The following is a 22474-nucleotide window of genomic DNA, read 5'->3' on the forward strand; positions in this document are numbered from 1 at the left end:
CCTGTCCCCGCTAGCGGGGCCGATCTTGAAGACATCTGGCGATATACCGTCGAGAACTGGTCCGTAAAGCAAGCGGAAGCCTACCATGCAGAATTCGTCGAAGCCTTCGAGGGATTGGCGTCCGGTCTGAAAATCGGGGGTCGCATCCATATCCGCGAAGGTTATTTCAACATGCCATCGGCTCCCACTTGATCTACTATCTTCTGCTGCTGCTGGATGCGGAAGTCGCCATCATTCGCGTGTTGCATCGGCGAATGGATGTAAGTCGGCACCTCTGAAGAGACATTGGAGTTTTGATTGTTGGCCGCACAAGATTCTCACGTCAGCTCGCAGAGGCTCCCATGATCAACCTCCGTCAGGTCCAATCCGATGATATCGACCAGCTCTATGCCATCTCGCTGCTGACCGGTGACGCCGGCAAGGATGCGACGGCGCTTCACCGCGATGGCCGTTTGATCGGGCACATCTATTCCGCGCCCTATGCTGCACTCCACCCTGAGATGGTTTTCGTCGCTGAGGATGACGAAGGCGTCTTCGGTTATATCGCGGGCGTTTTCGATACGGTTGCTTTCGAAGAGCGCCTGGAGCGTGAGTGGTGGCCGGATCTGCGGCGCCGGTACGCCGATCCCGTCGGTGATCCGGCACTCTGGGATGCCGATCAGCGCCGGATATCGACAATCCATCATCCGAAACGGACGCCTGCCATTCTCACCGATCCATTTCCCGCACATATTCATATGAACCTGCTGCCGACGGCTCAGGGAAAAGGCGTCGGCACGGCGTTGCTGGAGCGCTGGATGGCGTACGCCAGCGCCAGCGGCGTTAAAGGGGTTCATCTTGGCGCCAATTCCGGCAATCATGGCGGTATCCGTTTCTGGTCGTCGCGAGGCTTCGTACCGGTGGAACTGCCGCCCGATCTGGCGTCGGAAACGACCGTATGGTTCGGCCGGTATCTCTAAATCTGTGGATTCGCAGGCTTTGACGGTGCTGCCGATCACACCTTTGTTGTTCGCGCCAATTCGACTTGTTACTCACCGCTCGGTGACAGATTGGAGCTGAGTCGATGGCCGTTGCAAACGCAGCCGTTAAAATCCTGATGGAAGCGCCCGTTCCGGAAAAGCGGATGCGCAACCGCGCCGCAACCGAGCAGGCGATTCTCGATGCCGCCAAGCGGCTCCTTGCGGAGGAGGGGTTCCAGAATTTCGGTATCAACGCGGTAGCGCGTGGCGCCGGCTGCGACAAGCAGCTGATCTATCGCTATTACGGTGGGCTCGACGGACTGGTGGAAGCCATCGGTGCGGATCTCGGAAGCTGGGTGAAGGATCGCATTCCCGACGATACCGGCGGCATGTTTCTTCTGACCTATGGCGATCTGATGGAGCGGCTTGCCCTGTTGTTTCTCGATGCGTTGCGCGCCGATCCGCTGATGCGCCGTATCGTTGCCTGGGAAGTATCCGAAAACAGCGAGCAGGTTCGCAGGCTCTCAGAGGCCCGCTCCAAGGCACTCGCCGGCTGGATCGAGCGCATGCGCGGCTCGCTCACCCCGCCGAAGGGGATCGACGCACAGGCGGTCAACGCCATGATCTTTGCCGCCATCCAACATGTCGTGCTTTCTGCCACGGTCAGCAATCAATGCGCCGGCCTTGTCTTGAAAACCGCTAGGGATTGGGAGAAGGCGGCAACGGCGCTGAAGCGGATCGTGCGCGGCGTCTACGGCTGATACCGGCGCTCATCCGGGAGATATCCACAAGCCCGCCGCGCCGTTAACCTTAACAAATGGTTTACATTGCGCCGCAACGGTTAACTCGGCAGTGTGAAAAGACCGATTGTTAACTATTAAGCGTGCAGCCATGGGGTCCAGACCCACAAAATTAGTGTTTCTTGTCACGGCGATGATGTTCTTCGCCGTGCTGGCCCTAGATATAACGTTGCCCGCGATGGTGTTGAGCGCCATGGCGCTGTCGAACTGGCTCGTCCTTTCGGCTGGGACGACGCAATATCCGCGTCGAAGAGGTGCCGCATGAAGTGGTTGCTGATTTGCTGGGCTGGGCCCGTCTCGTTTATCGGGGCATGGTATTATCTGTCGTACTACGACATGAGCTTCGGCATCTTCATGCTGACGCGGCAGATGCATGACCTGGTGTTCGAGATCTACGGCAAGATCCTCGGCATTCCGCCGGAAGCCATCCCGCCGCTCGTCGCCCGCGCCATCGCCTTCGACAGTCTGCTGGTTTTCGCGATCTTCGGCTTTCGCCGGCGCGCCGCCATCATGGGCTGGTGGAGGCACCGTCAGGAGTCGAGATCGGACAAGGTTGCTCTGCCGAGCGCCGAAAGCCTGTCCAAGGCTCCCTGAAGAATAAAGCTCGCAGCGGCCGAGTCGATGCGCTCGGCCCGCTTGGCACGCGAGACGTCCATTTCCAGAAGCGCCCGTTCGGCCGCAACCGTCGAAAGCCGCTCATCCCAGAAGACGAAGGGCAGGGCGGTCTTGTCGGCCATGCTGCGCACGAAGGCGCGCGTCGCCTGCACCCGCGGCCCCGAAGAACCGTCCATATTGACAGGCAGGCCGATAATAAAGGCCGCCACCTTTTCCTTCTCGGCGAAGGCGAGCAAAGTCTGAGCATCCTGGGTGAACTTTACCCGCTTGATCACCGGGCGCGGCGTGGCGAAGCGGCGGCCGAGATCGGACATCGCAAGTCCGATCGTCTTGGTGCCGAGATCGAGGCCGGCAACCGCCTGCCCGGGCAGGAGCGTCGCGGCTAGGTCTTCGATGGTCAGCGTCGTCATCAAGGTCTCGCTCTCGTCAAAACAAATTGAAGTCCGAACCGCTTTTCTTTGCTGCGGTTTGAGATATCTCCTAGACACCAGCCTGCCATTTCAAATCAAGCATTAAGGAGAAATCCAATGAAGATCACCTGGCTCGGCCATGCCGCTTTTCGCATCGAAACGGCAAAGGCCAAAATATTGATCGATCCTTTTCTGACGTATAACTCTTCCTTTGCCGCCGCTGGCCTCGATATCAAGGATGTTGCCTCGGGTGTGACCCATATCCTGTTGACCCACGGCCATGGCGATCACGTCGGCGACACGGTTCAGATCGCCAAGGATACGGGCGCCGTCGTTCTCGCCAATGCCGATCTGGCCTCCTGGCTCGGCACCAAGGGCGTCGAGAAGCTGGAAATGGGCAATACCGGCGGCACCGTCGGTCTCGGCGGCTTCTCAGCCACATTCACCAATGCGCTGCATTCGTCCGCCCAGATCACCGAAGACGGCGTTTCCCACGCGCTCGGTAATCCCAATGGCCTGATGCTGCATTTCGACGACGAGCCGACGCTGTTCCACATGGGCGATACCGATATCTTCTCCGACATGGCCCTGATCAACGAGTTGCATCAGCCCGATATCGGCATCGTGCCGATCGGCGACCGCTTCACCATGGGCGGTGCCGTTGCCGCGCTTGCCTGCCAGCGCTTCTTCAACTTCAAGACCGCCATCCCCTGCCACTACGGCACCTTCCCGATCATCGATCAGACCCCGGAAAAGTTCGTTGCCGGCATGGAAGGCTCGAAGACAACGGTCGCGGCTCCGAAGGTGGGCGAGAGCGTTTCTGCCTGACGATACCCGTTGCGTATGGCGGACATGGCCTTTATAGCGTGAAGCAAATCCGCTTTTGTGGATAATCTTGCTATCCGGAGAATGCCATGTCCGTCGATCTCGCCACTGTCAAACGCGTCGCCCATCTTGCCCGCATCGCCGTCAATGAAGACGAAGCGCAGCGGATGATGGGCGAACTCAACGGCATTCTGGGCTTCGTCGAACAGCTTTCTGAAGTCAATGTCGATGGCGTCGAGGCCATGACCTCCGTGACGCCGATGGCGATGAAGAAGCGCGCGGACGAAGTGACCGACGGCAACAAGGCCGCCGACATCGTCGCCAATGCGCCGAATACCGATCAGAATTTCTTCCTGGTGCCCAAAGTCGTCGAATAAAGGCTTCCTTTTAGCCCGTTCCGACCCGTTGCCTATTTCCAGATCTGAAGCGAAACAAAATGAGCGAACTGACCAGCCTGACCATTGCCGAAGCCCGCGACAAGCTGCGCGCCAAGGACATCACCGCCACCGAACTGACCGAAGCCTATCTTTCGGCGATCGACGCGGCCAACGGTCAGCTCAATGCCTATATCGCCGTGACGCCGGAAAAGGCGCGCGAGATGGCCAAGGCTTCGGACGCGCGGCTTGCCGCCGGCAAGGCCGGCGCGCTCGAAGGCATTCCGCTCGGGATCAAGGATTTGTTCGGCACCGAAGGCATCCACACTCAGGCTTGCAGCCACATTCTCGATGGTTTCAAGCCTCGCTATGAATCGACGGTGACGCAGAACCTCTGGAACGACGGCGCCGTCATGCTCGGCAAGCTCAACATGGATGAGTTTGCCATGGGCTCCTCCAACGAGACTTCGTATTACGGCCCGGTCATCAACCCTTGGCGTGCCGAGGGCTCGAACCAGCAGCTCGTTCCGGGCGGCTCATCCGGCGGTTCGGCTGCTGCCGTTGCAGCCCACCTCTGCGCCGGCGCCACGGCGACCGATACCGGCGGCTCCATCCGCCAGCCAGCTGCCTTCACCGGCACCGTCGGCATCAAGCCGACCTATGGCCGTTGCTCGCGCTGGGGCATTGTCGCCTTCGCTTCGTCGCTCGACCAGGCTGGCCCAATCGCCCGCGACGTTCGCGATGCCGCCATCCTCCTGAAGTCGATGGCAAGCGTCGATGCCAAGGACACGACCTCGGTCGACCTGCCGGTGCCGGATTACGAAGCCTCGCTCGGCCAGTCGCTGAAGGGCATGAAGATCGGCATCCCCAACGAATATCGCGTCGACGGTATGCCGCAAGAGATCGAAACGCTCTGGCAGCAGGGTATCGCCTGGCTAAAGGACGCCGGCGCCGAGATCGTCAACATCTCTCTGCCGCACACCAAATACGCGCTGCCGGCCTATTACATCGTCGCGCCCGCCGAAGCATCCTCGAACCTGGCGCGCTACGATGGTGTCCGCTACGGCCTGCGTGTCGACGGCAAGGATATCGTCGACATGTACGAGAAGACGCGTGCTGCCGGCTTCGGCCAGGAAGTGAAGCGCCGCATCATGATCGGCACCTATGTTCTCTCGGCCGGCTATTACGACGCATACTACCTGCGCGCCCAGAAGGTCCGCACGCTGATCAAGCGCGATTTCGAGCTTGCCTTCCATGCCGGTGTCGACGCCATCCTGACGCCCGCCACGCCGTCCTCCGCCTTCGGCATCGCCGACGAGGATCTCGCTTCAGATCCGGTAAAGATGTACCTCAACGACATCTTCACGGTGACGGTCAACATGGCCGGCCTCCCAGGCATCGCCGTCCCCGCCGGCCTCGACCCGAAGGGCCTGCCGCTCGGCCTCCAGCTCATCGGCAAGCCGTTTGAAGAGGAAACCCTGTTCAAGACCGCCCACGTCATCGAACAGGCCGCCGGTAAGTTCACGCCGGCGAAGTGGTGGTAAGCACCACAATTTGAGGCCCATAATTTGAGGTCCATGACCGACGCCGACCACGAAACGGCCGGCGCGGTCGGCTTTGCCGCTCGGTGGAGCGGCGACGCCTTGGATGCAAGATTAAAAGTCCTGACGTTATTGCGGCCGTCCGGGGGAATTGTTCTCTTACCCCTCCATGGCCAAAGGCGAAGTCATCGTCGCCGAGGTTGATGGTTGCCCCACCTGCCGGATCGCGCGCGAAGATCATCGCCATCACACTTTGGACCGAAATACGATCATAAATTGCAGCAGGCCGCTTGGTCTTGTCCTCTGCAACCGAATCGGAAGGTCTCTTCATGCTCAAGCAAGTATCGGCGATCCTGCTCCTCAGTGTGGCATTTCCGGCGATTTCGCTGGCCGCCGACAATGGAGCTATTCGCGCCATTACCTTGTCCTCGGGTGGCCTTGCCGAGGTCTCTCGATCCGCGGCAGTCGGTAGCGACGGCATGGTCCGGCTCGAGGTGCCTCTCGACCAGGTTGATGACATGCTCAAGAGCCTTGTGGTCAATGAGACCGAGGGCTCGGTGGCCGGCTTTTCTCTGGCAGGGCCGCAACCTCTAGCGGAAACCTTCAAAGGCTTGCCGTTTACGCCTGAAGCGCTCTCATCCGTGCCGTCGCTTTTGACATCGATACAGGGCGCCAGAATATCGGTAACCAGCGGTGGGAAAACCGTTGAGGGAAGCATTCTCGGGATCGAGATCAGGAAGGCTGGCGAGAGTGCGCCGGTTCCGCTGCTGACCGTTCTCGACAAGGATGGCGCTGTGGAGACGCTGGCGCTTGGCGAGGATGCGTCCGTCCGGATCGAGGATGCTGAGATGAGAGCGAAGGTTGCCAAAGCGGCGGCGGCCATTGCCCGTGGCAAGAACGACGGCAGCCGCACCATCGATATCAAGCTGAACGGTGTGAAGAACAGCGGCGATATCGGCCTGACCTATGTGGTTCCGTCTCCGATCTGGAAAACGGCCTACAAGGTTGTGACCGAGGCAAATGGCAAGGCGCGTTTGCAGGCATGGACCGTGCTGGAAAACGCCAGCGGTGAGGATTGGAAGGGCGTCAAACTGACGTTGACGTCGGCCGAGCCGGTGACGCTGAAGCAGGGCCTGCACAAGCTCTATTGGAGACAGCGGCAAGAAGTGCCGGTCAATACGGCTTCGAATATTGTCCCTGATCTCGATAGCGGAGACCTGTCCAACAGGCAGCGGCTGTCATCGGATGCGGAGGAACCAGTAACAGCGCCCGCGCCTGCCAAGACAATGATGGGTGGCGCCAGCAGAAAGGCAGCCGCATCCGGATACATGGCCGACGAGTTGGAAAGGCCTGCAGCGCCAATGCAAATAGCTGCTGGTAGTGCTGCCAATGCCACCGAAAGCGATATCTCGGCCACGTTCGAACTTCCGGGGACTTACGATCTGGCAAATGGCGACACCTTATCGGTGCCGATCGTGGATGCGGCGCTGGATGCCGATATGGTGGACATGTATCGGGCGGGCAGCTCATTTCCCAATCCCATCGCTGCCGTGATGCTCAAGAACACCACAGGCGTCAGCATGCCGGCGGGAATTCTGACGCTGTACGATAGCAAGATCGGCTATATCGGCGATTCCCAGCTATCCGCGCTGCCCAAGGGCGATACGCGCCTTGCCAGTTTCGCAACCGACCGAAAGGTGTCGATCAGTGAGCAGCAGACGCCGACGGAGGAGATTGCCTCTCTCAAGGTTTCCGATGGCGTGATGCAAACAATCGTCAAATACCGCCAGACGACAACATACACTGTTTCAGGGGCGCTTGACGGCGAAAGGACCGTTATTGTCGAACACCCGATTAGGGACGGTTGGTCGTTTTCCTCGGACGAAAGTTTCGGCAAGACGGCAACACACCAGCGGCTCAAGACGGTCGTGCCGGCGGCTACGGAAAAGACACTGACGGCAGTCGACGAGCAGCTTCAGAGCAACAGTTACGCTCTGGTCGATGCAGAGCCGGACATGCTGCTTGGATGGTCGGCTTCGGCCCATGACAAGGTACTTGTAGACAAGCTCGCAAACCTGGCGGAGGCGCGCAAAAAGCAGGTCGCTGCCCAGAACGATCTGGAGAGTTTCGACAACGAAATAGAGAAACTCACCAATGACCAGGAGCGGATAAGACAGAATATCGGCGCGGTTCCGGAGAACAGCGATTTGAAGAAGCGCTATTTGAAGGCTCTGGCAGATAGTGAAGACCAAATCGCTGCAGTCGGCGAAAAACGCGCCGCGATGCAAAAGGACAGCGATCGTCTGGGCAGCCAGGTGGCGGAGCTCATCAGGACATTCTGATCGCCACCAGCGCTTCGTCACATGAGCCGCATGAGCGGATGAGAGCCGCCCGACCGGGGCGGCTCTCATGCTTTCTCTACCTATTATCCAATTGCGCCCTCACCAGCCTCAGGCCCCGTTCCGTTATCCGGTAGGGATGTCCGCCGGAGGATTTGATGGCCTTCAGCTGTTTGAGCTTGCGGAAGAGCTCGATGCCGAAACCGGGATAGAGCCAGCCGTCCCGCGTGTAGCAGTTGACGGTCTCGATTTTCTTGTTTTCGGTGCGTTCGATTTCAATGCGCCCGCCTTGAGCGAGCAAATGCAGGATGCGCTGCTCTGCGCGTGAGATATCCATTGTCGTCAGAATCCGGAAAGCGCCAAAGGCGCAACAAAACGATCCGACGCTCCCTTTAGGGAAGTCGGGGCTTCGTTTTCGGGCCCAGCACGCAAGAAGGCTCGCGGGCAGGGCCTTTACCGGGTCTGAGAAAAGGTGGACATCAAAACTCCATTGACGCGGCAATTTTAAAACAGGTTGCAACCGGCGGTCAAGTTTCACTCTCGTTGGACTTGGGCCGCCACCGTGCGCTTGCTTTTATCTCGTCGCTGGAAAAAGCTGTTTTCCGGTGCTTTACTGCTGGAAACGGCGGGGGCCCGATGATCCATATTCGCAATGCGCATGAAGGGGAAGCGGAGGTACTGGCCAATATCGGCCTGCGCTCCTGGCAGAAGGCCATGGGCTCGATCGGAAGTCCGGTCGAGCTTCTGGAAAGTGCAAGCGACGCCTTTTCGAATTTCACGCGCAACGTCTGGCTGACAATCACGGTCATCGAGCTGAACGGGGAGGTCGCCGGCTGGGCGGCGCGCGAGGGCCTCGATGAGACCATCTCCGATTTCTGGATCGACCCGGGGTTTCTCAGGCGAGGTCTAGGTTCGGCACTCCTGGCGCGTATCGAGCAGGACATGCGCGAACAGGGGCTGGAAAAGGTTTCGCTGCACACTCATGCCGGCAATGTCGACGCGATCGGTTTTTTCAAGGCTCGTGGCTATGAGATCAACTGGCTGTCGATCGTCTATTCCCCGAAGCTCGATAGCGATGTGCCGACCATCGGGCTTTCAAAAGCGCTGGTCGAAGATAGCGACGGCGTCTACGGTCCAGGCATATAGCGCGCCGGCGATGCCGAAAGCCTTGCGCCATCTCGCCAATTGCTCTACCTCACAAAGTTCAGAAGAACAGCATTTCAAGAGCTTCCCATGACCCTTGTCGACGTCCGCACGCCAGATCCGAAACGCTTCATTCCCGGTGCCACCGGCGATTGGGAAATCGTTATCGGCATGGAAGTCCATGCCCAGGTGTTGAGCAATTCCAAGCTCTTCTCCGGTGCCTCGACCGAGTTCGGCAAGCCGCAGAATTCCAACGTCTCGCTGGTCGATGCCGCCATGCCCGGCATGCTGCCCGTCATCAACGAGGAGTGCGTCAAGCAGGCCGTGCGTACCGGCCTCGGCCTGAAGGCGCAGATCAACAATCGTTCGATCTTCGACCGTAAGAACTATTTCTACCCCGACTTGCCGCAGGGCTATCAGATCTCGCAGTTCAAGGATCCGATCGTCGGCGAGGGCAAGATCGTCATTTCGTTGGGGCCGGATCGTCAGGGGCAGTTCGAAGATATCGAGATCGGCATCGAGCGCTTGCACCTAGAGCAGGACGCCGGCAAGTCGCTGCACGACCAGCACAGCACCATGTCTTACATCGATCTGAACCGGTCTGGTGTTGCATTGATGGAAATCGTCTCCAAGCCGGATATGCGTTCGTCGGACGAAGCCAAGGCCTACATGACAAAGCTGCGTTCGATCGTACGCTATCTCGGCACGTGCGACGGCAACATGGACGAAGGCTCGATGCGCGCCGACGTCAACGTCTCCGTGCGCCGTCCCGGTGGCGAATTCGGTACGCGCTGCGAAATCAAGAACGTCAACTCCATCCGCTTCATCGGCCAGGCGATCGAATACGAGGCTCGTCGTCAGATTGATATTCTGGAAGAGGGTGGTTCTATCGAGCAGGAAACCCGTTTGTTCGATGCAGGCTCGGGAAGGACTGAATCCATGCGCACCAAGGAAGATGCGCATGACTACCGCTATTTCCCCGATCCGGATCTGCTGCCGCTCGAATTCGATGACGCCTTCGTCAAGGAACTCGCTCAGCACCTGCCAGAGCTGCCTGACGACAAGAAGGAGCGCTTCGTTCGCGAGCTTGGCCTGTCGATCTACGACGCCTCCGTTCTGGTCTCGGAAAAGGCGATCGCCGATTATTTCGAAGCGGTCGCTGCCGGCCGTGACGGCAAGATGGCGGCAAACTGGGTCATCAACGACTTGCTGGGTGCTCTGAACAAAATCGGCAAAGATATTGAAGAAACTCCGGTTTCGCCCGCCCAGCTCGGCGCGATCATCGATCTCATCAAGGCTGAAACCATCTCCGGCAAGATCGCCAAGGATCTGTTCGAGATCATCCTCACCGAAGGCGGCGATCCCACAGAGATCGTCGAGACCCGCGGCATGAAGCAGGTCACCGACACCGGCGCCATCGAAAAGGCCGTGGACGAAATCATCGCTGCTAACCCGGATCAGGTCGCCAAGGTCAAGGCCAAGCCGACGCTCGCCGGCTGGTTCGTCGGCCAGGTGATGAAGTCGACCGGCGGCAAGGCCAATCCGCAGGCCGTGCAGGCGCTGGTCAAGGCCAAGCTCGGCATCGAAGAGGAATAATCGGTGTTCTTCGTCCGCACCGCCGGCGAGCAGGACCTGGAAAAGGTCCGTGCTCTGCTGCGCGAAACCTGGCATGCGACCTACGACCATATCTATGGGGCCGACAAGGTCAGCGAGCTGCATGCCTCCTGGCATTCTCTGGCGTCGCTGAAGGCACGACTGGCGAAGAAGAACGCCGAATTCCTCGTCGCCGACGACGGCAAGACGATCGGCGGCATGGGCTATGCCGCCATGTCCACGGAGATGACAAAGACTGTCGAGCTCTACATGCTCTATGTCGGCCCGCGCTACCAACGCCAGGGCGTCGGCCGCGATATCTTCGCAGAACTGGAAACCTGCTTTCCGGACGCAGAAGTCATGCGCCTGGAGGTCGAACCACAAAACGAGCCTGCGATCGCCTTTTACACGGCGCATGGCTTCGTCGAAGTCGGCCGCACGGAAAACTGCGGAAATGCGCAATCGGGCATTCCGGCGCTGATATTCGAGAAGCCTCTCGAAAACCACTGACAGCTAGGCAGGTCGATCATGAACAGCGCCGATTTGATCATTCGCGAAGCTCGTGAGGCTGACCTTCCTTCCTTGATCGACCTCTTCGCCGCAGATGCTGTCGGCGGCCACGGCGATACCACCGATCCATCTGCCTATGGCGATTACCTCCGGGCCTTCCGCACGGTCGATGCCTCATCCGAGCAGACGCTCTACGCCGCCGAACTGGCCGGCGAAGTCGTAGGCACGTTCCAGACGATGATCACGACATCGCTAACCGGCCGTGGCTCCTCCGCGATGATCATCGAAGCTGTGCAGACGCGCACGGATCTGCGCGGGCAGGGGATCGGCGCCGCAATGATCAATTTCTGCGTTGCCGAGGCAAAAAGCCGCGGCATGCGGCTGGTGCAATTGACCTCGAACGCCCAGCGCAAGGATGCCCACCGCTTCTATGAGAGATTGGGTTTCAAGCCGAGCCATCTTGGTTTCAAGATGACATTGAAATGACAGCGTTTGCCTGCTGGAATCACTGGACAAGCCCGTCCGGTGGCGGCATAAGCAAGCTATCGAATTCTGGTATCGCTCGCCATTCAGCGGGTATCGAGGAAAAGACATGTGGAATTTCATCGTACAAACCTTCACCTGGTGGAATGGTCAGACAATGGGCACGCGGTTCGCGACCTGGCGTTTCGGCAAGCGCGTCGGCGAGGATGAATTCGGCAATGTCTATTACGAAGGCGGCATGTCCTCCTACGGTCTCCCGAAGCGCTGGGTGATCTACAAGGGTTACGCGGAAGCCACGGCAATTCCCCCGGGCTGGCATGGCTGGATGCATCACCGCACCGACGTTCCGCCGACCAAGGAAAACTATGTCGCCAAGGAATGGGAAAAGGGGCACCGCGCCAACCAGACCGGCACTCCGCAGGCCTATCGCCCGCCGGGCTCGCTGGCCGTTGCCGGCGAGCGTCCGCGCGTGACCGGCGACTATGACGCCTGGACCCCGGGCAACTGAGCAGAAGGGGCCGGCTCGTCCTTTGGCCACAATTGGCCGTTAGGCGCGAGAGATGCCGGCTCTTGCTCGGCGCTTTGACCGAGACCAAGCGGAGATTGCCGGATATGACGTTTTTCACGCGGAGCGCTTCTTTGCGTGTAATGGTGGGAGCCGCGATCGCTCTCTTGGCTGGCATCGTTTTGCCGCCTTCCGCAGAGGCGGCCCGCATCGCCAATCCCGTCGCCGTTTTCTCCGGCCTCGACAAGATCACCGGCCGTATCACGACATTCGATGTCTATATGAACGAGACCGTGCAGTTCGGCGCGTTGCAGGTGACGCCGCGGGCCTGCTACTCGCGTGACGATACCGAACAGCAGAAGGTGGACGGTTTCATCGAAGTTGATGAGATCACGCTGGATCGCCGCATCCGCCGCATCTTCACCGGCTGGATGTTCGCCGACAGCCCCGGCCTCAACGCGGTCGAGCATCCGATCTACGACGTCTGGCTGAAAGAGTGCAAACAGAAATCCGACATCCCGCCGCCGGATACCGCCGGCGCGAAATAGTCGATCCCCGGAGAATCCGCAGCCGTGCCGACTCGCCCGCAGGAGCATCGCTCCCGCGGACGATTTGCTATTTTGCCTTCGGATTTGAGGCTGCCTCACCGATCGCATCGCGATCATCTTCATCGGACAGATCGATGGCGATGCGCATGCCTGCCTTGATGCGATGACGTAGAACGTCGCTGCGGTCCGGATGGCCTCTCAGCTTGCCGCAGCCATGCAGCACCTTGAGCTTGGATCTCGAAATGGCCAGCTCGGACGCAAGCAGGCGATCAAGGCGAAGGTTCAAGGCGAACACGCTCGCAAGCTCGATTTCCAGTGTTGTCCAGCTCGCTTTCCCCTGCGCTACTTCCTTCCGGAGAATGGCGTCAGGCAATTCATCGACGCGCAGCGCCTTGCGCTTCAGTCCGTCGAGATCGAATTCCTGAAGTCGTACCCAGTCCGGATCGTTGCCTTGCAAGGCTTCCAGGGTAGCAGGGCTGAGATCACGAATGGTCCGCCGTTCGAAGAGGGTCCGATTCCACGTCTTCCCGCAATCGGAGCATTTATAGACGAGCCAGGCATCAAGCCTTTTGCCATTGGCATTGAGCCTGATCTTGCCGCTTGATTTGAAGGGTTTCAAGCATCCGCAGCCGCTGCAGGCGATCCATGGCTGGGGTGCGGTCTGAGGATAGATGGTCCATCGGACCCGAAGAATATTGCACATACCGTCTTGGTCTTCCGTCTGGAAGTTCACCAAGCTGATGGCGGGACAAGCCCTTTATGGGCACGGTATGGCGATGTTGCGGGACGGCTGAAGAGCTGAGACAGCAATGGCTGCGCTAGGCGCGTTGTGACAATGCCAAACCGGTCTCAGACCACCACCCGATGAACATGAACATGCATCGGCGGCGACACGCTTCCCTATGCATGGGGTGAAACTGGATGAGACCGGTATTTACGACGGCAAAGCGAAACCTCTATGCACCAACGCTCTTCGCGTCGAGCGATAGCAAATACCAACCGGAATTTGAAGTCTTCGGCGCACGAATACCTTTAGTACGATCCGCGGGGCTCAGCTCTGATCGCCTCAAAAGCTCAGATTGGGTGATTCCATCGCCTTTTCGAGCATTTTCGCGTAGTCGTCCTTCGGCACGTCGATCGCGCCAAACGTCTTCAGGTGCTCGGTCGTGAACTGCGTGTCGAGCAGTGTGAAACCGCGTTGCCGCAGGCGCTCGACCAGATGGACGAGGCAGATCTTCGAAGCGTCGGTGCGGCGGGAGAACATGCTCTCACCGAAGAAGGCGGACCCCAGCGAGACCCCGTAAAGGCCGCCGACCAGTTGGTCATCCTCCCAAGCCTCGACCGAATGCGCATGGCCGATATGGTGCAGCGTCGAATAGAGCGCGCGGATGGTCTGGTTGATCCAGGTGCTGGGCCGGCCGCTCGTGTGCTCGGCGCAGGCGGCGATGACGGCGTCAAAATCGGTGTTGAAACGGATGTCGAACGGCCTATGGCGGATGGTCTTTGCCAGGCTCTTCGAGACATGAAAGCTATCGAGGGGCAAGACACCGCGAATTTCCGGCTCGACCCAGAAGATCTCCGGGTCGTCGGCCGATTCGGCCATCGGGAAGAGCCCGATGGAATAGGCGCGCAACAAAATCTCCGGGGTAACGCCGGGACGTCTGCTGCGCGTTCCTGGCACGGCTTAGGCCGATGTCCTGGCCAGGTAGTCTTCCAGCCAATGGATATCATAGTCGCCGTTGGCGATATCCTGGTTGGAAACCAGATCCTGGAATAGCGGCAGGGTGGTCTTGATGCCGTCGACCACGAATTCGTCGAGCGCGCGGCGCAGGCGCATCATGCATTCGACGCGGGTCCGGCCGTGCACGATCAGCTTGCCGATCAGGCTGTCGTAGTAAGGTGGGATCTTGTAGCCCTGATAGGCGCCCGAATCGATGCGCACGCCAAGCCCGCCGGGCGCATGGAAATGCGTGATCGTGCCGGGCGAGGGGATGAAGGTGCGCGCGTCCTCGGCATTGATGCGGCATTCGATGGCGTGACCATGGAAATGCACTTCATCCTGCGTCACCGAAAGACCGCCGCCGGAGGCGACGCGGATCTGTTCGTGCACGAGGTCGATGCCGGTGATGGCCTCCGTGACCGGATGCTCCACCTGCAGGCGGGTGTTCATTTCGATGAAATAGAACTCGCCATTTTCATAGAGGAATTCGATCGTGCCGGCGCCGCGATACTTCAGCTTCTTCATGGCGTCGGCACAGATCTGGCCGATCTTCATGCGCTGCTCGACATTGAGCGCCGGGGAATTGGCTTCTTCCCAGACCTTCTGGTGGCGGCGCTGCAGTGAGCAGTCGCGTTCGCCGAGATGCACGGCGTTGCCTTCACCGTCGCCGAACACCTGAACTTCGATGTGGCGCGGCTTGCCGAGGTATTTTTCCATGTAGACGGAATCATTGCCGAAGGCGGCGCCCGCTTCCGTGCGCGCCGTCGACCATGCTTCGACCAGGTCCGCTTCCGTGCGCGCCACCTTCATGCCACGACCGCCGCCGCCGGCGGTTGCCTTGATGAGCACCGGATAGCCGATCTCGCGCGCCGTCTTCAGCGCGTCTGCCTCGGTCTTCACTTCGCCGTCAGAACCCGGAACGACCGGGATGCCAAGCTGCAGAGCGGTGGTCTTGGCGGTGATCTTGTCGCCCATGATGCGGATATGATCCGCCGTCGGACCGATGAAGGTGATGCCATGCGCCTCGAGGATGTCGGCGAACTTGGCATTTTCCGACAGGAAGCCATAGCCGGGATGCACGGCGTCGGCGCCGGTGATCTCACAGGCGGCAACGATCTGGTGGATGTTGAGATAGCTTTCGCGCGACGGCGGCGGGCCGATGCAAACGCTTTCATCCGCAAGCCGTACATGCATCGCGTCGGCATCGGCGGTGGAATGAACCGCCACGGTGGCAATGCCGAGTTCCTTGCAGGCGCGCAGCACACGCAGGGCGATCTCTCCGCGATTGGCTATGAGAATCTTCGAAATCATGGGCATGGGCTTACTCGATGACGACAAGGGGTTCGCCGTACTCGACCGGGCGTCCGTCCTGAACGACGATTTCCGTGACCGTGCCGGATTTAGGCGCAGGGATCTGGTTCATCGTCTTCATGGCTTCGATGATCAGCAGCGTCTGGCCTTCCTTAACGACCGAGCCGACCTCGATGAAGGCGGCCGAGCCCGGGGCCGGCGCCAGATAGGCGGTGCCGACCATGGGCGCGCTGACGACGCTATCGGGATTGCGCACCTTGCCTGCGGGAGCGGCGGCCGCGATGGGAGCAGCGGCTGCTGCATAAGCAGGTGCTGCGACCGGCGCCTGAACATATTGCGGCGTGCCGGCGCGAGACACACGAATGCGCAGATCTTCCTGCTCGACTTCGATCTCGGTCAGATCCGTCTCGTTGAGAATATTGGCGAGATCGCGAATCAGCGCCTGGTCGATACCCGATTTCTTTTCAGCCATTGGTTTTCTTGCCCTGTATTTTTGTTATTGGGTGATGGATTTCAGCGCGTGCAGCGCCAGGATGTAACTATAAGGTCCGAAACCACAGATCATGCCCTTGGCAGCGGGCGCGATCATCGATTTGTGTCGGAATTCTTCTCGCGCGTGGATGTTGGAGATATGCACCTCCACCACGGGAACGGAAATGGCGCGGATCGCATCGTGCAGCGCGATCGACGTATGGCCATAGGCGCCAGGATTGATCGCGACGCCGGCGGCGGTATCGCCGGCTTCATGCATCCAGTCGACCAGCACGCCTTCATGATTGCTCTGGCGGAAATCGATGATGAAGCCCAGGCTTTCGCCCGCGGACTTGCAGTCTGCTTCTATATCCTTGAGCGTCTTGCCGCCATAGATACCCGGCTCGCGCTTGCCGAGAGCGTTCAAATTGGGTCCGTTGAGGACAAAAATAGTTTGCGCCATCAGAGGTTCCGTCAAAGTGCAGCGCAACCTATAGACTCCCGAGGCCTTGTAGGAAAGCCCCGGAGCGTAGGTTGCGCGTCTCTAGGTGTGGAAACGCCGCGATTTTGGCAATTTTGAGCCCTGTCGAAATCCACGTGGTTCGATGGTGCCTCAAATGCAGCGCGCGGCGCGGAGATGTGATCGTCAGCAGGTGGTCTTGCCGCAGCTGCGGACATTGGCAATCTTCTGCTGAATGGCTTCGAGCCCGATTGCGCCGGAAATGGTTTCGTTGCCAATGACATAGGCGGGGGTGCCCGTGACGTTGAGATCGGTGGCAAGCTGGTAGGTCGCCTTGATCATATCGTTGTTCGGGCTCTTTGCCATTTCCGCGCGGATGGCTGCTTCTTTGACGCCAAGCGAGGCGGCAACCTCGATGGCGCTGTCCTCCGAGGCGCGGCCGTCGCTGCTCAGCAGCGTGTGATGGAACTCGGCATATTTTTCAGGCGAAAGCTTGCGGAATGCATCGGAAACCCGCGACGCGGCGACCGAGTCCGCCCCGAGGATCGGGAATTCCTTGAGCACGAAACGCACGTCCTTGTCCTGCTTCAGCAGCGTGTCCATGTCGCCGAGCGCATGGCGGCAATAGGTGCAGTTGTAGTCGAAGAACTCCACGACGGTGATGCTGCCCTTCGGATTGCCGATCGCGACATCATCCTTGGAGTTGAAGATCGCGTCCTTGTTCTGGGCGATCACTTGGGACGACTGGGCGAGGCGGGCCGCCTCCTGCTTCTTCTCGAGCGCGGCCTGCGCATCGAGCAAGACTTCCGGATGTTCGACGAGGTATTCCTTGATGAATTCCCCGATTTCCTTTTTCTGCTGATCGTCCAGCGCGGCGGCGGGCTGGATTGCGGCGAAGGACGCTGTGAGGGCAATCGCCGCAACCGTCAGCAGGCTTTTGAAAGAAAAGGTCATTGGGTCCTCGTTTGGATCTATGCGGAGACTTTCTCGGATGCGGCATAGCATCGTCGGGTCAACTTCCGCAAATACGGATCAGCAACTTACGGCGCAAGCTTGCTTCCAGAAACAGGAATTTTCGCGACGAAGCCGCAATCGCGGGATTGTGAATGAACCATTATTGCGGCAAATGTCGCACGGCGATCCGATCCGAGAGAGAATTGATCTTGTTTTCCCTATCCAAGCGCAGCGATGTCGAACCCTTCCACGCCATGGATGTGCTGGCCGAGGCGACGCTTCGGCGTCAGGCCGGCCATCCCGTCATTTCGATGGCTGTGGGACAGCCGTCCCATCCGGCGCCCCAGGCGGCGCTTGAGGCGGCGCGCGCGGCGCTCGGCCACGGCCGCATCGGCTATACTGACGCGCTTGGGACGCTGACGCTGCGCCAGGCGCTCTCCGCGCACTACCAGACCCGTCACGGCCTGTCGGTCGATCCGAAGCGCATCGCCATCACCACCGGCTCGTCGGCTGGCTTCAATCTTGCCTTTCTGACCTTGTTTGATTCGGGCGACAGCGTCGCCATCGCTCGCCCTGGCTATCCCGCCTATCGCAATATCCTCGCGGCATTGGGGCTCAATGTGCTGGAGGTGCCGGTGACCGAGGAGACGCAGTTCACGCTGACGCCGGAAAGCCTGGAGGCGGCACAGGCGGAGAGCGGCAAGCGGTTGAAGGGGGTTCTGCTTGCAAGCCCCGCCAATCCCACAGGCACCGTCACGGGCAGGGCGGCGCTGAAGGCGCTCGCCGATTATTGCGCCGATCGTTCCATCGCCTTCATTTCCGACGAGATCTATCACGGGCTCACCTTCGTCGGCGAAGAGACGAGTGCGCTGGAACTGACCGACGAAGCGATCGTCATCAACTCCTTCTCGAAATATTATTGCATGACCGGCTGGCGCGTCGGCTGGATGGTGCTGCCGGAGCGGTTGGTGCGCCCCATCGAGCGTGTCGCCCAGAGCCTATATATCTCCGCGCCGGAACTGTCCCAGATCGCTGCAGAGGCAGCGCTTGGCGCAGGCGCCGAACTCGATGTCTATCGCGAAAGCTATGGGCGCAACCGCGATTTCCTGATGCGGCGTCTGCCCGAAATCGGCTTCCGTATCGCTTCTCCGATGGATGGCGCTTTCTACGCCTACGTCGATGTCAGCCGCTTCACCAATGACAGCATGATCTTCGCCCGCAAGATGCTCGCCGAAATCAACGTCGCCGCCACGCCCGGTCTCGATTTCGACCCGGACGACGGGCATCGCGCGATGCGGATCTCCTATGCCGGCTCGAATGCCGAGATCGAGGAGGCGGTTGAACGCATGGCGGCCTGGCTGAAATAGGCTACCGGATCAATGTGTTGCGCCAGTCTGCGAATGTGGTTGCGCGGGCGTGAGCACCGTTTCCAAGCATGAGCCTTAAACCTGGCGATCTGCAGAAACAAAAAACCGGCCGCGTCACCACGGCCGGTTTTTTGATCAATTCTTCCCAAACAGCAACGCTCAGAAGAAACCGCGGCGCTGCCACCAACCAGCCTTCTTCGGCTTGGTCGGATCGCCGTCACCATCACCGCCCTCGTTGGTGCGGGTGGATTTGACCACCGGCTCGGAGGACGAGACGTTCGACTCGCGGTTGGCGCGTGCCGGCTTGGCCACGGCTGTTTCGGATTCCGCCGCAGCTGCCGGTTCGGGTTCTACCGGGCGGTCGAGATCAGCGACAATTTCGGCCACCATCTCGGCTTCGGTATCAGTTGCAGGTACCGCTTCGACGACCGGTGCTTCGACTGGCGATGCTTCCGCCTTCGGCTTGCGACGGCTGCGGCTCTTGGCGGGCTTCACGTCCTCGGTGACGACGGACGCCGTCTCGACGGCTGCCATGGCCGGCTGGCCTTCGACGGTGGCTTCGCCTTCGGCAACGACGATTTCGGCGACGGTCACAGCAACATCGCTTTCGCCGTCATCCTGATGATCAGCGCCTTCGTCGGAACCGGCTTCGTCGCCGGCAGCCAATTCATTGCCCTCGCCATCGCGATTGCGGCGGCCGCCACGCTTGCCGCGGCGGCGGCGCTTGCGCTTCTGCTGCGCGTCGTCGCTGCCGGACACGGCGGAGATTTCGGTATTGCCGACGTTGTCGTCTTCGTCGCCTTCATCCCCTTCCTCATCGCCATCCTCCATAGAGGTGTCGGAGGTTGATTCGGAGGCTGTCTGGGCATCGCCGCTGCGACCGCGACGACGGCGGCGGCGCTTGCGCTTGCGGTTGCCATCATTGTTTTCGGAGCGGGCGGCAGGCTGCTGCTCGACGCTTGCAGCCTTTTCTTCCAGCTCCTCGTCTTCATCCTCATCGGCCTCGATGACGATATCGTCGTCATCGTCCTCCGGAATGGCGGCGAAGTTGAACAGGCTCTCGATCTTCACCGGATTGGCCACCGGCTCGCCGCGGTCAATCGCGAAGTGCTGCGTGCCCACGGCATTGTCGGCGCCGATGACGATGGAAACGCCGAAGCGGCTTTCGTAGTCGGTGATCGTCTGGCGCTTGTGATTGAGCAGGTAGAGCGCAATGTCCGGCGTCGTGCGCACGACGATGTCGTGCGTCGTGTTCTTGAGCAGGTATTCCTCGATGCCGCGCAGGACATGCAGCGCGACAGAGGACTGCGAGCGCACATGGCCGGTGCCACCGCAATGCGAGCAGATCTGCGTGGTGCTTTCGAGAACCGATGCGCGGATGCGCTGGCGCGACATTTCCAGCAGGCCGAAATGCGAGATGCGGCCGACCTGGATGCGGGCGCGGTCGTTCTTCAGGCATTCCTTCAGCTTCTTCTCGACGGCGCGATTGTTGCGCTTTTCTTCCATGTCGATGAAGTCGATGACGATCAGGCCGGCAAGGTCGCGCAGACGAAGCTGACGGGCGACTTCATCGGCTGCCTCGAGGTTCGTCTGAAGCGCCGTATCCTCGATCGAATGTTCGCGGGTCGAGCGGCCGGAGTTGACGTCGATCGAAACCAGAGCTTCCGTCTGGTTCATGATCAGGTAGCCGCCGGACTTCAGCGTGACCTGCGGCTGCAGCATGCGGTCCAGCTGTGCCTCGATGCCGGAGCGCGAGAAGATCGGATGGATGTCGCGATAGGGCTGAACCACCTTGGCGTGGCTCGGCATCAGCATCTTCATGAAGTCTTTCGCTTCACGATAGCCTTCCTCACCGGAGACGATGACTTCGCTGATATCCTTGTTGTAGAGGTCGCGGATCGAGCGCTTGATAAGGCTGCCTTCTTCATAGACGAGGCAAGGGGCGGTCGAAGCGAGCGTCAGCGTGCGGACGTTTTCCCACAGGCGCATCAGATATTCGAAGTCGCGCTTGACCTCGACCTTGGTGCGGTTGGCACCGGCGGTACGCAGGATGACACCCATGCCCAGCGGCACTTCGAGCAGCTTGGCGATTTCCTTGAGGCGCTTGCGATCCTGCGGATTGGTGATCTTGCGGGAGATGCCGCCTCCGCGCGCCGTGTTCGGCATCAGAACCGAATAGCGACCTGCGAGCGAGAGATAGGTGGTCAGCGCAGCACCCTTGTTGCCGCGTTCTTCCTTGGCAACCTGCACCAGCAGGATCTGCCGGCGCTTGATGACTTCCTGAATGCGGTACTGCTTGCGCGGCTTGCGCTGCACGCGATCCGGAACCTCTTCCATAGCGTCTTCGGCGCCGACGGATTCGATCACTTCCTCTTCATGGTCGTGATCATCATCGTCGTCATCGTCGCTGCGGCGCTTGGAAAGGTCGACATTTTCGGAGATCGAATCGGTTTCGACCATCGCGGCCATTTCGCCGGACGGACCTTCCTCTTCTTCGCTCGGTGCATCGACGGCGGTCGTTGCCTCGGCGGCAGCCTCGTCAGACGGAGCGGTCGCGACCGGCTTCTTGCGGCTGCGGCGAGGCCTGGCCTTCTTTGCCGGAGCCTCTTCCTGAGGGGTGGCGATTGCCTCGGCGGCAGGGGTCTCTTCGGCGATCGCGGCAGGCACAGCGTTGTCGTTGCCGTCTTTCGCAAGGATGCCGACATCCGGCTGCTCCTGCTGGGAGAGGTCGAGCGCCGTTTCCACATGCTCGACATCGTCGTCGCGGCGATGTTCCTCTGCTTCGGCCTTCAGCAGCGCTTGCCGGTCGGCGAGGGGGATCTGGTAATAATCAGGGTGAATTTCGGCGAAGGCGAGGAAGCCATGGCGATTGCCGCCATAATCAACGAACGCGGCCTGAAGCGAGGGCTCGACCCTCGTTACTTTTGCGAGATAGATGTTGCCGCGTATCTGCTTCTTGTGCTGCGACTCGAAGTCAAATTCTTCTATGCGGTTCCCGCGAACGACAACGACGCGCGTCTCTTCCTCGTGAGACGCATCGATAAGCATTTTGTCTGCCATGAAAGCTGTGCTCCTCGGCGCGGGCAACCGGATGGGGGCCTGCCTGTCGCTGGGACAAGCCGGACGCGATCCGCCGTTGCTGCACCGGATAATGAAAGTCGCGATTGGTTGTACGGCGATGACAGCATCCAGACGGCAGCCGGGGCATTACTTCCCTGGGGTCTGTTCACTTCCTGAAAAAGCTGCTGCGGTAACATCCGTAACCAAGCGAGATCAACTATGCCTTAGACCCAACCGGGTCCGATGAATTTGCTCTCTAAAGAGCGTTTGGTGGCTCTCCACCGATGAATTTCCCGCCTGAGGCTGAAAATTCAGATATCCACTGTTGGAGCAGAAGCTCTTGTAGACGGCGGATGACTGCCGCTTATGGCGCCTGGTACTCGAGGCGGCTGCCTTTGCGGCGACTCTATCCCGTCAACACTTCTACCCTAATATGCGTTGTATGTTTTATCTGTCACAATAGCAAGGGAAAAGCCAAGTATGCCA

Annotated in this window: 24 protein-coding genes; 15 read left to right on the plus strand and 9 right to left on the minus strand. The window is 59.8% G+C overall.

Features of this window, described 5'->3' with window-relative positions; translation table 11 throughout:
* The first annotated feature begins 33 nt into the window (after positions 1–33).
* The 4 genes from FHT28_RS36035 to FHT28_RS05470 all read left to right on the plus strand — a co-directional run bounded on the left by FHT28_RS36035 (position 34) and on the right by FHT28_RS05470 (position 2353).
* Positions 34–192, plus strand: a complete 159-nt coding sequence (locus FHT28_RS36035; protein WP_348644970.1) for a type II toxin-antitoxin system RelE/ParE family toxin — start codon at positions 34–36, stop codon at positions 190–192.
* Positions 193–341: 149 nt separating this feature from the next.
* Entirely contained in the window at positions 342–959 is a 618-nt protein-coding gene (locus FHT28_RS05460; protein ID WP_047639230.1) for a GNAT family N-acetyltransferase, read from the plus strand.
* Positions 960–1063: 104 nt separating this feature from the next.
* Positions 1064–1720, plus strand: a complete 657-nt coding sequence (locus FHT28_RS05465; RefSeq protein WP_047639231.1) for a TetR/AcrR family transcriptional regulator — start codon at positions 1064–1066, stop codon at positions 1718–1720.
* Positions 1721–2020: 300 nt separating this feature from the next.
* A complete protein-coding gene (locus tag FHT28_RS05470; RefSeq protein ID WP_037194307.1) occupies positions 2021–2353 on the plus strand; it encodes a DUF6105 family protein in 333 nt (110 codons plus the stop codon).
* Here the strand turns inward: FHT28_RS05470 and ruvX are convergent.
* Positions 2290–2784 (minus strand): Holliday junction resolvase RuvX, encoded by a 495-nt coding sequence (gene ruvX / locus FHT28_RS05475; RefSeq protein WP_037194309.1) that lies wholly within the window; start codon positions 2782–2784, stop codon positions 2290–2292. The genes FHT28_RS05470 and ruvX overlap by 64 nt on opposite strands.
* A gap of 117 nt (positions 2785–2901) precedes the next feature.
* Between ruvX and FHT28_RS05480 the strand changes: the two genes are divergently transcribed.
* The 4 genes from FHT28_RS05480 (at position 2902) to FHT28_RS05495 (ending at position 7866) form a co-directional block, all read left to right on the plus strand.
* Positions 2902–3612 (plus strand): metal-dependent hydrolase, encoded by a 711-nt coding sequence (locus FHT28_RS05480; RefSeq protein WP_037194311.1) that lies wholly within the window; start codon positions 2902–2904, stop codon positions 3610–3612.
* An 86-nt stretch (positions 3613–3698) separates the two neighbouring features.
* Positions 3699–3986 (plus strand): Asp-tRNA(Asn)/Glu-tRNA(Gln) amidotransferase subunit GatC, encoded by a 288-nt coding sequence (gene gatC, locus FHT28_RS05485; RefSeq protein ID WP_037194314.1) that lies wholly within the window; start codon positions 3699–3701, stop codon positions 3984–3986.
* Positions 3987–4045: 59 nt separating this feature from the next.
* The gene (gene gatA / locus FHT28_RS05490; protein WP_168595757.1) at positions 4046–5527 is read left to right on the plus strand and encodes an Asp-tRNA(Asn)/Glu-tRNA(Gln) amidotransferase subunit GatA; all 1482 of its coding nucleotides are present in this window, start codon (positions 4046–4048) and stop codon (positions 5525–5527) included.
* 326 nt (positions 5528–5853) lie between these two features.
* Positions 5854–7866 (plus strand): DUF4139 domain-containing protein, encoded by a 2013-nt coding sequence (locus FHT28_RS05495; protein WP_168595758.1) that lies wholly within the window; start codon positions 5854–5856, stop codon positions 7864–7866.
* Between the two features lie 76 nt (positions 7867–7942).
* Here FHT28_RS05495 and FHT28_RS05500 read toward each other — a convergent pair whose 3' ends face one another.
* A complete protein-coding gene (locus FHT28_RS05500; RefSeq protein ID WP_092576619.1) occupies positions 7943–8200 on the minus strand; it encodes a YjhX family toxin in 258 nt (85 codons plus the stop codon).
* Between the two features lie 299 nt (positions 8201–8499).
* Here FHT28_RS05500 and FHT28_RS05505 point away from each other — a divergent pair, with 299 nt between their 5' ends.
* The 6 genes from FHT28_RS05505 to FHT28_RS05530 all read left to right on the plus strand — a co-directional run bounded on the left by FHT28_RS05505 (position 8500) and on the right by FHT28_RS05530 (position 12645).
* Positions 8500–9009: a GNAT family N-acetyltransferase gene (locus tag FHT28_RS05505; RefSeq protein ID WP_037194321.1), complete on the plus strand. Its 510-nt coding sequence runs from the start codon at positions 8500–8502 to the stop codon at positions 9007–9009.
* An 87-nt stretch (positions 9010–9096) separates the two neighbouring features.
* Entirely contained in the window at positions 9097–10602 is a 1506-nt protein-coding gene (gatB, locus tag FHT28_RS05510; protein ID WP_168595759.1) for an Asp-tRNA(Asn)/Glu-tRNA(Gln) amidotransferase subunit GatB, read from the plus strand.
* Between the two features lie 3 nt (positions 10603–10605).
* Positions 10606–11109, plus strand: a complete 504-nt coding sequence (locus FHT28_RS05515; RefSeq protein WP_037194326.1) for a GNAT family N-acetyltransferase — start codon at positions 10606–10608, stop codon at positions 11107–11109.
* A gap of 18 nt (positions 11110–11127) precedes the next feature.
* A complete protein-coding gene (locus FHT28_RS05520; protein WP_168595760.1) occupies positions 11128–11595 on the plus strand; it encodes a GNAT family N-acetyltransferase in 468 nt (155 codons plus the stop codon).
* A 106-nt stretch (positions 11596–11701) separates the two neighbouring features.
* Positions 11702–12100 (plus strand): NADH:ubiquinone oxidoreductase subunit NDUFA12, encoded by a 399-nt coding sequence (locus tag FHT28_RS05525; RefSeq protein ID WP_037194329.1) that lies wholly within the window; start codon positions 11702–11704, stop codon positions 12098–12100.
* A gap of 104 nt (positions 12101–12204) precedes the next feature.
* A complete protein-coding gene (locus FHT28_RS05530) occupies positions 12205–12645 on the plus strand; it encodes a DUF2155 domain-containing protein (protein ID WP_168595761.1) in 441 nt (146 codons plus the stop codon).
* Between the two features lie 67 nt (positions 12646–12712).
* Here FHT28_RS05530 and FHT28_RS05535 read toward each other — a convergent pair whose 3' ends face one another.
* The 6 genes from FHT28_RS05535 to FHT28_RS05560 form a co-directional block, all read right to left on the minus strand.
* Positions 12713–13264, minus strand: coding sequence for a DUF1062 domain-containing protein (locus FHT28_RS05535; RefSeq protein WP_246704802.1), 552 nt, complete (start codon positions 13262–13264; stop codon positions 12713–12715).
* 447 nt (positions 13265–13711) lie between these two features.
* Positions 13712–14326, minus strand: coding sequence for a leucyl/phenylalanyl-tRNA--protein transferase (gene aat / locus FHT28_RS05540; protein ID WP_037201325.1), 615 nt, complete (start codon positions 14324–14326; stop codon positions 13712–13714).
* A gap of 3 nt (positions 14327–14329) precedes the next feature.
* A complete protein-coding gene (gene accC / locus FHT28_RS05545; protein WP_173410718.1) occupies positions 14330–15682 on the minus strand; it encodes an acetyl-CoA carboxylase biotin carboxylase subunit in 1353 nt (450 codons plus the stop codon).
* Positions 15683–15686: 4 nt separating this feature from the next.
* Positions 15687–16148: an acetyl-CoA carboxylase biotin carboxyl carrier protein gene (accB, locus tag FHT28_RS05550; RefSeq protein WP_037201323.1), complete on the minus strand. Its 462-nt coding sequence runs from the start codon at positions 16146–16148 to the stop codon at positions 15687–15689.
* Positions 16149–16172: 24 nt separating this feature from the next.
* Entirely contained in the window at positions 16173–16610 is a 438-nt protein-coding gene (gene aroQ / locus FHT28_RS05555; RefSeq protein WP_034486834.1) for a type II 3-dehydroquinate dehydratase, read from the minus strand.
* 183 nt (positions 16611–16793) lie between these two features.
* Complete coding sequence (locus tag FHT28_RS05560; RefSeq protein WP_037201317.1) at positions 16794–17561, minus strand: DsbA family protein; 768 nt, start codon at positions 17559–17561, stop codon at positions 16794–16796.
* A gap of 209 nt (positions 17562–17770) precedes the next feature.
* Here FHT28_RS05560 and FHT28_RS05565 point away from each other — a divergent pair, with 209 nt between their 5' ends.
* On the plus strand, positions 17771–18928 hold the full coding sequence (locus FHT28_RS05565; RefSeq protein ID WP_168595763.1) for an aminotransferase class I/II-fold pyridoxal phosphate-dependent enzyme: 1158 nt from the start codon (positions 17771–17773) through the stop codon (positions 18926–18928).
* 159 nt (positions 18929–19087) lie between these two features.
* Here FHT28_RS05565 and FHT28_RS05570 read toward each other — a convergent pair whose 3' ends face one another.
* Entirely contained in the window at positions 19088–21988 is a 2901-nt protein-coding gene (locus FHT28_RS05570) for a ribonuclease E/G (protein ID WP_168595764.1), read from the minus strand.
* Positions 21989–22474 lie beyond the last annotated feature (486 nt).

Source organism: Rhizobium sp. SG570 (assembly GCF_012275345.1).
Lineage (GTDB): Bacteria > Pseudomonadota > Alphaproteobacteria > Rhizobiales > Rhizobiaceae > Rhizobium > Rhizobium lusitanum.